This window comes from Citrobacter sp. RHB20-C16 (genome assembly GCF_013890155.1).
In the GTDB taxonomy this organism is placed as follows: domain Bacteria; phylum Pseudomonadota; class Gammaproteobacteria; order Enterobacterales; family Enterobacteriaceae; genus Citrobacter_A; species Citrobacter_A amalonaticus.
On record NZ_CP057630.1, the window covers coordinates 2,320,437 to 2,333,406 of the forward strand.

Genomic DNA, 12,970 nt, shown 5'->3' on the forward strand with positions numbered 1-12,970 from the left:
CTTCCTATCCCCAGTCCAGCCCCTGCGGCGAACTGGAAAACCCGACTTCCCGTAGCAGGGTAAAGAGAGGGGTTTGCCGTACCGGTTTATCGTTAACTTCCGACAGTGTGAAACGCAGTCGCGGTTCACGGCGTAAGGCGCTCGTCAGCGCCCTGAAAATCTCCGGCGAAGGCATTTCCTCATTTTCTGTCCAGATCATCATCTTTTTTCCTCCCTGAGCAAGGTACAGCCGCAACTGTCCAGCGGAAATCACGACAAACGCGCCGTTACGCCGCCCGGGGACCAGAGATGACGGATGTGTCGGCCACGGTAGTAGCGTTCCCCAGGGATTAGCGGGATCGTTCGCAGATAGCGCCACCGCCGTAAACGCCTGTTGTTCAGACGTCGACGACGTCAGATCGCGCAGACGATCGACAGTGTCCCGCTCGGCAAACTGCGCGCCGCCCATTCCCTCCACGAACCGCCCACGCAGAATTCGCCCAGAATCTTCCATGCTTCGGCACAGCGTCTGCATGGCGGGAAAGCCGCCAGGCACATTCTCGGCAATCACGGCCTGGCGACCAATTACGCCGTAGCGATCGAGCATATTCTCGGCACAGGCCAGCATCCGTTCAGTATCATTCAACGTCTCTCGCGGCAGCAGCGACCAGCGACCGGCCAGCGCAGGCGTGGTGTAAGAAACCGGTACAGCGATGGACGAGAGGCGCGGCGCGGCATAAGCCGGGCGTCCACGACGCATACGCGGCGAACGTCGTGACGGCTGACGCGATGCGGCGACAGTACGCGTCAGGCCACGCAGCGGAGCCCAGATATCGGTCGTGATATACCCTTGCCAGACCAGACCCCAAAGTGCCTCATGCAGCGTGGCTGGCGTTAACCACTCGTCACCGCCAGCGTCTGCCGCACGCGTCTGAATCAACGCGCTAAGTTGCTGCGCAAACCATGCGCCACCACCAGAAAGAACGTCCAAAATTGCGCGCTGTAAGTCTGAAATCGCCTCGCTGTCACCGGATGGCGGGGAAAGCGTTTCTGCCAGGTAATCCCGTAAATGCAGTACCACCCGTCCATCATCGTCGCCCAGTTTCTTTTGTCCTGACCAGATGACTTCACCCGTCGCCAGCAACTCATCGAGCATATCCGGTGAATAATCGCGGACACGAGCAGGGAAAATCTGGCTTTCCCACAACGAGGCAGGCAGGCCGACTCCGGCCAGTTGCTCAATAACACGCGTGACGCCGTCACTTCCTTCCAGCGTACCCGTGGAGGAGGGCGGTAGGCGCGCCGGGCTGCCGTCGGCGGATGAAATAAGTCCCTGACGCTCCAGCAACAGTCGGGTGTAGCTCGTTGCCGGAACCGGACGGGTTGCCTCTCTTGCCGCATGCAGCGAGCGGATGCGAAGACGATGAAATACGTCCTCATTCACCCACGTTGACGCTTCGTCAGGCGTGGAAGAAGTACTGGCACGCAACGGAATGAGGACACCCTCATCGCGCAATTGACGCAGTTGATCGCCGGCGACGGCTACCCCCAACCCGAACGTCTGCGCAATCTGGGCGCGAGTAAACAACGTGCGGGTACGGCTGAAGCGCAGGAAAAGATCGCGCAGCGGCGCGTTCACCGGATGCAGCCACGCCGGTGAAATCGTCGCAGGCAGGCGAATACCCAGCGCGTCACGAAGTCTGGCTGCATCGTCCGTGCAGGCCATCTGCGCCGTGTCCGCGATAACGACCGGGAAAATACGTTTTTCAGCGGACAGCTCATCAAGCCATGTCCTGATGTCAGCGAGCGTTCCTTCGTGTCTGGCGGCAATTTCGTCGACGCTCATTGGTCCCAGTTCGCGCAGTAAATCGTAAACGCCTTCCATCCCCTGGGCTTTCCTGCCCGCCGCCCGCCGCTGAAGTTCATCTTCAACCTGGCGGATAATTTCCGGGTCAAGCAACTCCAGTGGATCGCCCTGGCCTAACAGGTTGCCCAGCAGCTCGCTGTCCAGCGCCAGTACCGAAGCCCGACGTTCCGCCAGCGGCGCGTCGGTGGCGTACATAAATTCCGCGACGTAGCCGAAGAGTAGATCGGTGGCGAAGGGTGAGGGGGTTGGCGTGGTCACTTCAGAAATCTGGATCTCGCCGGTGTTCAACCGGCGTATGACCTGCTCAAGTGCGTCGAGATCGTAAACGTCCTGCAGGCACTCACGAGCCGTTTCCAGAATAATGGGGAAATCAGGATAGCCCGCCGCGATTTCCAGAAGCTGACTGGCGCGCAGGCGTTGCTGCCAGAGCGGCGAACGACGCCCTGGCGTGCGGCCCGGCATCAGCAGGGCGCGGGCGGCGCATTCTCTGAAGCGGGCAGCAAACAGCGCCGTACTGCTGACGGCCTCCCGGACAATGCGCAGCAGTTTTTCCGGTTCAAACAGGAAAATAGCGGCATCGGGCAGTTTCCCGTCGCTGTCCGGTATGCGCGCGACAATCCCATCATCACTGGCAACAATCGACGCGTCAGCCCCCCACTGCGCATGGAGGCGTCCGGCAATCGCCAGCGCCCAGGGCGCGTGTACCCGACGACCATAAGGGGAATGCAGAATAACCCGCCAGTCACCCATTTCATCGCGACAGCGCTCAAGCACCAGATGACGACTCCAGGGGAGCACGCCCGTAGCATTTTTTTGATCGTCAATTAACCCTTTGATATTCGACAGAACATTGTCATCGCGCAGTCGGGGTGAGAGCCGGCGTTCTGCGTTGTCATCGGACATCGTATGGATAAAATCACCAATGCGTTCTCCCAGTTCCGCCGGGCGCCCGACGCCTTCGCCGCGCCCGAACGGCAGTCTGGCCGAGCGTCCGGGCGCGGGGACAACGATAACCTGATCGCGGGTGATTTGTTGAATTCGCCACGAGGTTGCATCCAGCGTGATGATGTCGTTGACGCGTGACTCGTACACCATTTCTTCATCCAGTTCGCCTACGCGACGCGATCCGGCTTGTTCATCCCCTTCGGGAAGCAGCACGCTGAACATGCCGCGGTCCGGAATGGTACCGCCGCTGATTACCGCCAGAAGCTGCGCGCCAGGACGGGCCGTTAATAACCCGGTTTCGCGGTTCCAGATTATGCGCGGTCGGAAGACGGCAAAATCGCCGGAGGGATAGCGCCCTGCCAGCATATCCAGCGTGGCGTCAAATGCGCTTCTCGGCAAATCCTGCCACGGTGAAGCCCGGCGGACGAGGGCATACCAGTCATCAACATTGAGTGGATCCATTGATACGGCAGCAACGGTTTGCTGCGCCAGAATATCCAGCGGGTTGCGTGGCGGCGTCAGCGTTTCCAGTTGTCCGGCGTACATACATTCGACGATGACGGCAGAGTCAATCAGATCCCGACGGGTTCTGGGGTAGAACAGCCCCTTTGATACCCCGCCGACCTGGTGACTGGCGCGCCCGATGCGCTGCAGGCCGCTGGCGACAGAAAGGGGCGTCGCCACCTGAATCACCAGATCAACCGCCCCCATGTCGATCCCCAGTTCCAGACTGGAGGTCGCCACCACGCAGCGAAGTTCGCCGGATTTCAGCGCATGTTCGGTGACGGCGCGCTGTTCTTTGGACACCGAACCATGATGCGAACGGGCAATGTATTCTGCGGCGTCCTGCGCCCGGTTACTGGTGGACCCGGTTAGCGAGTCAAAGTGCACCGGCTTTGCCTGCGGTTGGGGCAACGCTTGTTGTCGCGAAAGATACAGTTCATTCAGGCGGGCCGTCAGCTTTTCCGCCAGCCCACGCGAGTTGGTGAAAACAATGGTGGAACGATGGCTAAGGATTTGATCGAGAATACCGGCTTCAATGCGCGGCCAGATGGAACCTTCTCGACCCTTGTGAATGGCCTCGCCGCTGTCGCTATTGTCCGCTAAGACGTCATCAAGATTGGCGGCTGGAGCGACGATGTGGATATCCGGGTGACGGGTAGAAGGCGGATTGATAACGGTAACCGGACGATCGCCGCCCAGAAAAGCGGCAACGGCTTTAACCGAACGCACGGTCGCCGACAAACCAATGCGCTGCGCCGACGTTGCCAGAAGCGCATCCAGCCGTTCGAGACTCAGCGCGAGATGCGCGCCGCGTTTTGTGCCAGCTACCGCATGTACTTCATCGACGATCACCGTTTCAACGCCGCGCAGCGTCTCTCTGGCGCGGGAGGTGAGCATCAGATAAAGCGACTCCGGCGTGGTGATCAGAATATCGGGCGGATGACGACTCAGCTTCGCACGCTCCTGAGGCGACGTATCGCCGGTGCGGATCCCAACCCGAATAGCCACCTCTGGCGCGCCGGATTTCTTCCGTTCTTCGCTAATCCCCAGCAGGGGAATTTGCAGGTTGCGCTGGACATCCGTACCCAGGGCTTTTATCGGGGAAATATAGAGGATTCGGGTGACTTTCTTTTCTTTGCCGGAGGAGGAGGTGGCGTGCGCTGCCTCGCCTTCACGAAACAGGCTATCCAGGGCATAGAGAAACGCGGCAAGGGTTTTCCCCGAACCGGTCGGGGCGATCACCAGCGCGTGCTGATTCGCGGCGGTCACGGCCCACGTTTGCGACTGCACCGGCGTAGGATGCTGAAATGCCGAGGTAAACCAGTCGCGGGTTGCCGGTGAGAAAATATCCGGCAGCGGAGGCGGCGCATTTTTTGCTGACATGTTCCCTGTCCCTTTAGCGATGTTGGCGAATCAAGACCTTTTAACAGAATAGCGGGAAATGCGCAGGGTGTATTGATACTGGTCAAATATACAGTATAGGTGGAAGGGGGAGCGACCTGATAACCGACGTTATCAGGTCACCAAATCAGGCTTCTTCGGGCAGAGGTAACGGCCAGCCGCCGAGACGCTTCCAGCGGTTAACAATTTCACAAAACAGCACGGCGGTGCGCTCGGTATCGTACAGCGCTGAGTGCGCCTGGGTACCGTCAAACTCCATGCCAGCCGCCAGACACGCTTTGGAGAGCACCGTTTGTCCCAGAGCCAGTCCGCTCAGGGCGGCAGTATCAAACGTCACGAACGGATGGAACGGGTTGCGTTTGAGCGACGCACGCTCAGCGGCAGCCATCATAAAGCTATGATCGAACGTTGCATTATGGGCGACCATAATGGCGCGGCTGCAACCGCTGTCTTTAATGCCTTTGCGGACCATTTTGAAAATGGCGTGCAGGGCGTCATATTCACTCACCGCGCCACGCAGCGGGTTGGATGGATCGATACCGTTAAACGCCAGTGCTTCAGGCTGTAAATTTGCGCCTTCAAACGGTTCTACGTGGAATTGCAGCGTGCTGTCCGGCATCAGCCAGCCTTGTTCATCCATTTTCAGCGTGATGGCAGCTATCTCAAGCAGCGCATCGGTTCTGGCATTAAATCCGGCCGTTTCAACATCAATGACGACAGGATAGAAACCACGAAAACGGTCGCACAGACCGGTAAGTTGAGCGTTATCGGACATCAGGGTCTCTTAGTACGGAAAAATTGCAGCGCGCATTATGCCAAAAAAAGCGGAGTGATGCAGTAAAACAACGGGCGCAGAAAGCCACTGCGCCCGGCAGGAATCAGTTACCGAGACCTTTCCCGGCGTCCTTCTCTTCGATCAGCTCGATTTTGTAACCGTCCGGATCTTCAACAAAAGCGATCACGGTCGTGCCGCCTTTAACCGGACCAGCTTCACGAGTGACGTTACCGCCATTCTGACGAATGCGCTCACAGGCTTCAGCCGCGTTATCGACGCTCAGGGCGATATGACCATAAGCCGTACCCAGCTCGTATTTGTCAACGCCCCAGTTATAGGTCAATTCAATCACCGCTTCGTCACTTTCTTCGCCGTAACCGACAAATGCCAGTGAGTATTTGTATTCAGTGTTTTCACTGGTGCGCAGCAGCTTCATGCCGAGCACTTTAGTGTAAAAATCAATAGAACGTTGCAGATCGCCAACGCGCAGCATCGTATGAAGTAAACGCATGTTTTGTCCCCTTAAAAAATGGTCAATACATTCAAAATGTTGTTTTAGTATAGCGGCGTTTTTACGCCGCTATCAATGAAGGAATGCGATGGAGGGAATTAGAGCGTCGGGTAATCGGTGTAGCCTTCCGCACCGCCGCCGTAGAAACTTTCACTGCGTTGCGGGTTGAGTTCAGCTTTACGTTGCAGACGCGCCACCAGATCCGGGTTAGCGATGTAATCACGACCAAACGCGACGGCATCGATCAGACCCTTCTCAATTAAGATCTCTGCTTTTTCACGCGTATAGGCGCCGGCACCGATAATCGGACCGTGGAAACGAGCGCGTACTTTTTCGCGGAACGCGTCGGTATACGGCTTGCCGCCAGCCCAGTCTGGTTCAGACATGTGCAGATAGGCGATGCCGCGTTTACCCAGTTCTTCAATCAGATACAGCGCATCGGCTTCTTCGTTCGGACCATTGTCGACATTCTGGAAGGTGCCAACAGGCGAAACGCGAATCCCGATACGGTCCGCACCCCATTCTTTAATGCCCGCATCGACTACTTCCAGCACCAGGCGCGCGCGATTCTCCACGCTACCGCCGTACTGATCGGTACGATGGTTAGAAGAAGGGGAAAGGAACTGATGCAGCAGATAACCGTGAGCGGAGTGCAGTTCAACCAGATCGAAACCGGCTTCACGCGCATTGGCGATAGCCTGGCGGAAATCATTGACGATTCCCGGGATTTCATCGGTTTCCAGCGCGCGTGGCATAGAGGTATCCACTCGGATAGCCTGACCATTTTCATCACGCAGGGAAGTACGGGTCCCGGCGCTGATAGCGGATGCGGATACCGGCGGCTGTCCACCCGGTTGCAGGCTGGCGTGAGAAATACGGCCTGTGTGCCATAACTGAACGGCGATGTGGCCGTTTTCAGCATGAACACCGGCGGTGATTTTCTTCCATGCGGCGATCTGCTCATCACTGTGCAGGCCCGGCGCGCCGGCATAACCCTTCGCCTGTGCGGAAATCTGCGTCGCTTCGCTGATGATCAGACCCGCGCTGGCGCGTTGGCGATAATACTCGGCCATTAACGGAGTCGGGATGTCGCCTGGCTCAATGCTGCGCAGACGCGTCAGCGGGGCCATGAAAATACGGTTTGGTGCGGTGATCGCGCCCACTTTCAGTGGGGTAAACAGTTTATCTGATGACATAATGTTTTCCGTTATGAATAGACCGGTCGTCTAGTAAGTAGTTAAATAAAACGCCTGTTAAGCACCAGGCGTTGCGATAATATTTTTCACGTGCGCCAACGCGTTTTCCAGCGGGGTGGCACTGCGAGAAATTTTGGCCTGCAGATTCGCTCCCAGCCACAGCGCATAAAGGATTTGCGCCTGCTGCAGTGGTTCTCCTGCAAACGTCAAACAATGACTATCACGTCCTTTTTCCAGCGCCAGCGCCAGGATGACCATAATTTTCCCGGCCCCCTGGTCCATTGCGGTGCGCATATCTTCCGACAGGTCGCACACTTCGGCGGAGAGTTTAACCGTCAGGCAGCCGCTGATGATTCCTTGCTGGCAAAACTGATTCAGGGTTTCCTGATAATAAGCCAGAATGCGATCGCGGTAATTGCCTGGACCCGTGTCAAAATGCACCGTCAGCCGCTGATGATAACCGGCAAAATGCCGTTCCAGCATTGCGACGCCAAAGGCTTCTTTAGAGCGAAAGTAGTGATAAAACGATCCTTTCGGCACCCCGGCGGTTTTGAGCAACTCGCTCAGTCCCATACCGGTAAAGCCTCGCTGCATGCAAAGATGCTCACCGGTAGCCAGTAAGTGTTCGCGGGTATCGTACTCAGTTTGCTTGTTCATGGCAGGGAGTGTAATAGACCAGTCGGTCTAATGCAAGACAGGTTGCCAGAAATCGTGTTTACGTCTTCAATAGAGTGAAGACCTAATGAAGAGGAAAGGGCGTGGCAGAGCAGTTAGAGTTTTTTCCCGTTCAGAGCCCATGTCGGGGAATTTGCCAGTCAGATGAACGCGGTTTTTGCCGGGGGTGCCTGCGCAGTCGGGATGAGCGGTTCAACTGGCAAAAAATGAGCGACGCACAAAAACAAGATGTGCTGCGGTTATGCCGTCAGCGTCTGCTGCGTAAATTACGCGCAAATAAACCCGCCGCGCCAGAAGAACCTCAACAGCCTTCACTCTTTTAAGCCACTAATTGTATATACTCGCTGTAATTTACTTCACGAGGAAGCAGTTATGGTTCAGCGTATTACTCTTGCGCCACAAGGCCCGGAATTCTCCCGCTTTGTCATGGGATACTGGCGACTGATGGACTGGAATATGTCCCCCCGGGAGCTGGTGAGCTTTATTGAAGAGCACCTGGATTTAGGTGTCACGACCGTGGACCATGCGGATATTTACGGGGGCTATCTGTGCGAGGCCGCCTTTGGCGAAGCGCTGAAACTGGCTCCTCATCTGCGTGAGCGGATGCAGATTGTCACCAAATGCGGGATCGCCACCACCGCCCGTGCGGAAAACGCGCTCGGCCACTACATCACCGACCGCGATCATATTGTGAAAAGTGCGGAACAGTCGTTGATCAATCTGGCGACCGACCATCTGGATCTGCTGCTGATCCACCGCCCGGACCCGCTGATGGATGCCGATGAGGTCGCCGAAGCCTTCAAACATCTGCATCAGAGTGGAAAAGTGCGTCACTTCGGCGTCTCCAACTTCACCCCGGCGCAGTTTACGCTGCTGCAATCGCGCCTTCCGTTCACGCTGGCGACCAACCAGGTGGAGATCTCTCCGGTTCACCAACCGCTGCTGTTAGACGGCACCCTCGATCAGCTTCAGCAACTGCGTATTCGCCCAATGGCCTGGTCCTGCCTTGGTGGCGGACGTCTCTTTAATGACGATGCGTTCCAGCCGCTGCGTAACGAACTGGCGGTCATTGCGCAAGAACTGAATGCCTCTTCTATTGAGCAGGTGGTTTACGCCTGGATACTGCGTCTGCCGTCGCAGCCGCTGCCGATCATAGGCTCCGGAAAAATCGAGCGTGTACGTGCGGCAGTGAAAGCCGAGTCTCTGAAAATGAGTCGTCAGCAGTGGTTCCGTATCCGTAAAGCTGCACTGGGTTACGACGTCCCGTAAACGTAAAATCGAGGATCTCCGTTCAAAATCGCGTCACTGGTTTACACTTAACCGACATACATACAGAACGGAGGTCCTATGAAGCGATTGAGTCTGGCTGTGTTAACCCTGTTAGCCTGTGCGGGGGCGCAAGCCGCCAGTGAAACAGTGGAGATGAATCTGGTTACCCCGCAAGGTGTCGGGCAGTCCATCGGGGAAGTCACCATTGCGGAAACCGAGAACGGACTGGAGTTTACACCGGATCTGAAAGCGTTGCCGCCGGGAGAACATGGTTTTCATATCCATGCCAACGGCAGCTGTCAGCCTGCCATTAAAGACGGTAAAGCGTCTGCTGCTGAGTCTGCGGGGGGACATTTTGACCCGCACAAAACCGGTAAACACGCCGGACCGGATGGCGAAGGGCACCTGGGCGATTTGCCCGTGCTGGTGGTGAATGACGAAGGTAAAGCCATTGTTCCTGTCACGGCAACGCGCCTGAAATCTCTTAACGACATCAAAGACAAAGCGCTGATGATCCACGTCGGTGGCGATAATATGTCCGATCAGCCCAAACCCCTGGGCGGTGGTGGGGCGCGTTTCGCTTGTGGCGTGATCAAATAATCAGGACGTCAGCGACCCTTCTGGCGGCGCTTGTTCCAGTTGGGAAAGCGAACAATACAGTCGCCAGACGATCGCCGCCAGTTCTTGCGCGGCGGGTTGATGATGGTGAGACAGCGTCTGGCAAATCCGCAGGAGTTCAGCCAGCGTCGCGGCAAGCGGTCGTTGCTGGACGCCGCGTTCGCTCATCACATCATGCAGTAAAGCAATACAGATGTCCCTGACCTGCGACAGCGGGTCAGAACGCGATTCCCAGCTGCGCAGTTGCCAGACGACGTGCGAACAGTTGAGCAACACCACGCCCCAGCGTAGCAGCCAACGCCGTGCCAGCGCATCCTGACTGTTGCTTAACTGACTGATATGGTGATAGGTCAGCGACTCGTACTCATTTTCACTGTACGTCGGATAACGGCTCAACTGATCGACAAAGCTCCGGCGCAGCGCCCGAATATGACGCCGGCTTTTGCGTGCATCCGAACCGGGACGCAAAATCGCGAACGCCAGCCATGACAACGCCACGCCGACAATCTTCGCCGTATTGTCATTCAGAAAATCGGCAAAGTCATAGACCGGCGGGTTGGTCACGGCGATAAACGAACCCATAAAGACAATCAGTTGCCCCCAAAGCCCCGCCAGTTTTGGCATCTGCAATTTCAATAATTGCATGGTGGTCAGCAAGGGGAACAAAAAAAGCAGGAACTCCCACAGGTCACTAATCTGCACCATCAGCCCGAACTTGACCACGAAACTGAACAGCGAGAGCAATACCAGCGTGCGCATCAGCAGTGAGAGTGATTTAAAAGGTGTGGCGACGACGGAGTAAAGCACGCTGCTGATGGCCGCCAGGGTCAGCGCCGCCGATCCCGATTCCCACTGTGAAACAATGCTCCATGTGCCAATCACCATTAGCGTGACGAAGGTGCGCAGGCCGCTCCAGAGGGCTTCTGCGTGGTCGGTATGCCGTGCCAGCGCCGGCGCGCGCGGAATGTTAACGGTAGTAAGCGGCCCGCCATTTTCAATCACGCGTAGCTGACGGCTGGTACGCAGATAGAGACGGCAGAAATAACGTAACCGCTGCCAGAAGGCGACGTGACGATAGTCGCTTACGTCGGTGGGGGCGAGTGGCGCAATAATCCGCGCGACGGCATAACTGTCAGTTTGTGAACGGGCCAGTGCTGTCAACAGTTGGTCAATAACATCACGTGTGTGGGCCGGAGGCGTCGGCCAGTTCAGTAACATTCTGCGCAGGCTCGAGATGACACTGGTCAGGCGCAGTTGATGGTGCAGCAGGACGTTCAGCAGCGCATTCTGACGCCGGAAGCGGTAATGGCTCCAGAATGCCTGAATACGCAGTAAATTCATTGTCAAAATCTGCCCGATCACCCCTTCGTGGGCCGAGCGGATGGCGTCAGTAGACTCAGGTTGCCACAGCAGGCTGGCGTGTTCCAACAGGCGCGCGTGCATGTTCTTCAGCGCGGTCAGTAGCGCGGTGCCATCAGAGGTGCTGGGCAAAATCATCATCATCGTGCCGCCGCAGAGGATCCCGACAATCACTTCGCAAACACGCGCCTGGGCGATATCCCAGAGTTGAGTGATGTCGACAATGTTCACCATCGGGAAGGCAATAATGGCGGCGGTGTATCCCGCGAGCTGGAAGGCATAAGCCACATTGTTGGTAAACTGCGCGCAGGCCCACGTACAGAAACCAATCCAGGCGGACATGCTCAACAAAAACAGCCACGGTTCGTTGAGCGTATGCCCGGCAAGAATTAACGCTGCGGTCGCCCCCAGCAGACTGCCGGCAATGCGCCCGAGACTTTTACTGATTACGCCGCCGACGGTGGGAAAACTGACCACGGCGGCGGAGGTCATCGCCCAATAGGGTTCATCCAGATTGAGATAGTAGGCAAACGTCAGCGCCAGGCACATCGCGAGGGTATTACGCAGGGCATAGCGCCACTGCCCGGCCGTCGCTTTCAGCCACGGCGTATTGCCCAGAGACACGCGCAGTCGCTTCATTTAGTTGCCGATCGCTACGCTACAGGTCGTGCCGGAAACGAGCGTTACGTCACGTGGAAGCTGGTCAAATTCGATACGCACCGGAACGCGCTGCGCCAGACGCACCCAGGGCACGTTGGGTTTAATATCCGGCACCAGACCGGAATCGCTCTCCACGCTTTGGTCGTAAATCGCGCGGCCAATGCTGGATACGTGACCCTGTAACTTAATATTGCCGCTGTAAAGTGTAATCTGGGCAGGTGCGCCTTCGCGGATATGACGCAGCTTGGTTTCTTCAAAATAACCCATCACATAGAAGGAGTGGCTGTCCACCAGGGCAAACAACGGTTGACCGGAGGTGGCGAAGTCACCGGTACGCGTCGACAAATTGGTTATCCACCCGGAGACCGGGGCGTGGACATCCGTCTGCGCCAGTTGCCACTGCGCCTGTCTGAGCGTCGCCTGAGCGACGTCTACGCTTGCCTGCATCGCTTTGACGTTCAGATTGGCGGTATCCAGCTCTTCAGCGGAGATAAAATTCTGCGATAAGTGACGACGGCGAGTGGCTTCGTTATTGGCTTTCGCCAGTTCCGATTGTGCTTTAGCCAGTTGCGCCTGCGCGTTGAGCTCGGCGATATGAAAAGGGGTCTTATCGATACGAAAAAGCAGATCGCCGGCGTTGACGAACTGGTTATCTTTTATCGGGAGATCGACGATGGCGCCGGACACCTGCGGCGTAACGCTGACCTGTTCGGCTCGCACTTTTCCGTCACGCGTCCACGGGGATTGCATGTAATAATTCCACATAAACCATCCCGCCAGAACGGCGAGGGTAGCAACCACAATGGTGGAGAAATATTTCAGTGTTTTCAGCGTCATATTTACAATGCAACCAATAAAAGAAGACCCAAACAGACGCAGAGGGCAAAAATTGACAGATCCATCAATAAAGGATGCCAGATTTCACCCGAGTAAATCCGTTCGCGCAGCAGGCGATGGATGAAAAGCCAGAGGAGAAATCCCAGCGCAAAGGCCTTGAACAGCGGCGGGAAGTAAACAGATGCGCCAATCACTAAATCCTGTAAGGGCATCCCTGTTGTATTGTGTGCGGAGGTCACAAGCAATAGTCCTTTGCGTCAGGCTACGTTTATCCAGGTTTAGCAAAAACTGGTACGAAGCGTGCTTTTTTCGCGTAATGTCTGAAAAATATGTCTGTCGGTAACCAAATGCAGCAATACATTTGTTTTAGCAAT

Annotated in this window: 10 protein-coding genes and 1 pseudogene; 3 read left to right on the top strand and 8 right to left on the bottom strand. The window is 56.5% G+C overall.

Translation table 11 applies throughout. The annotated features are described in order from the left end of the window. Positions 1 to 4 precede the first annotated feature (4 nt). The 5 genes from HVX64_RS11175 to HVX64_RS11195 all read right to left on the bottom strand — a co-directional run bounded on the left by HVX64_RS11175 (position 5) and on the right by HVX64_RS11195 (position 7,835). Positions 5 to 4,678: an ATP-dependent helicase gene (locus HVX64_RS11175; RefSeq protein WP_181825410.1), complete on the bottom strand. Its 4,674-nt coding sequence runs from the start codon at positions 4,676 to 4,678 to the stop codon at positions 5 to 7. Positions 4,679 to 4,823: 145 nt separating this feature from the next. After that, the gene (rnt, locus tag HVX64_RS11180; RefSeq protein WP_043000808.1) at positions 4,824 to 5,471 is read right to left on the bottom strand and encodes a ribonuclease T; all 648 of its coding nucleotides are present in this window, start codon (positions 5,469 to 5,471) and stop codon (positions 4,824 to 4,826) included. 103 nt (positions 5,472 to 5,574) lie between these two features. Next, positions 5,575 to 5,982 (bottom strand): lactoylglutathione lyase, encoded by a 408-nt coding sequence (gene gloA / locus HVX64_RS11185; protein ID WP_043000807.1) that lies wholly within the window; start codon positions 5,980 to 5,982, stop codon positions 5,575 to 5,577. A gap of 98 nt (positions 5,983 to 6,080) precedes the next feature. Beyond that, positions 6,081 to 7,178 (bottom strand): alkene reductase, encoded by a 1,098-nt coding sequence (locus HVX64_RS11190; protein ID WP_044254674.1) that lies wholly within the window; start codon positions 7,176 to 7,178, stop codon positions 6,081 to 6,083. A 57-nt stretch (positions 7,179 to 7,235) separates the two neighbouring features. Continuing rightward, the gene (locus HVX64_RS11195; protein WP_043000805.1) at positions 7,236 to 7,835 is read right to left on the bottom strand and encodes a TetR/AcrR family transcriptional regulator; all 600 of its coding nucleotides are present in this window, start codon (positions 7,833 to 7,835) and stop codon (positions 7,236 to 7,238) included. Between the two features lie 101 nt (positions 7,836 to 7,936). Between HVX64_RS11195 and HVX64_RS11200 the strand changes: the two genes are divergently transcribed. The 3 genes from HVX64_RS11200 (at position 7,937) to sodC (ending at position 9,722) form a co-directional block, all read left to right on the top strand. Next, on the top strand, positions 7,937 to 8,176 hold the full coding sequence (locus HVX64_RS11200) for a DUF1289 domain-containing protein (protein ID WP_043000804.1): 240 nt from the start codon (positions 7,937 to 7,939) through the stop codon (positions 8,174 to 8,176). A gap of 49 nt (positions 8,177 to 8,225) precedes the next feature. Further along, entirely contained in the window at positions 8,226 to 9,122 is an 897-nt protein-coding gene (locus tag HVX64_RS11205; RefSeq protein WP_043000803.1) for an aldo/keto reductase family oxidoreductase, read from the top strand. 78 nt (positions 9,123 to 9,200) lie between these two features. Continuing rightward, on the top strand, positions 9,201 to 9,722 hold the full coding sequence (sodC, locus tag HVX64_RS11210; RefSeq protein ID WP_043000802.1) for a superoxide dismutase [Cu-Zn] SodC: 522 nt from the start codon (positions 9,201 to 9,203) through the stop codon (positions 9,720 to 9,722). Here the strand turns inward: sodC and HVX64_RS11215 are convergent. From HVX64_RS11215 to HVX64_RS11225, 3 genes and pseudogenes are all read right to left on the bottom strand, one after another. Then, positions 9,665 to 11,738 (bottom strand): annotated as a pseudogene (locus HVX64_RS11215) (FUSC family protein). The gene sodC and the pseudogene HVX64_RS11215 overlap by 58 nt on opposite strands. After that, positions 11,739 to 12,596: an HlyD family secretion protein gene (locus HVX64_RS11220; RefSeq protein ID WP_043000800.1), complete on the bottom strand. Its 858-nt coding sequence runs from the start codon at positions 12,594 to 12,596 to the stop codon at positions 11,739 to 11,741. A gap of 2 nt (positions 12,597 to 12,598) precedes the next feature. Beyond that, a complete protein-coding gene (locus HVX64_RS11225) occupies positions 12,599 to 12,808 on the bottom strand; it encodes a DUF1656 domain-containing protein (protein ID WP_044254938.1) in 210 nt (69 codons plus the stop codon). Positions 12,809 to 12,970: the final 162 nt, after the last annotated feature.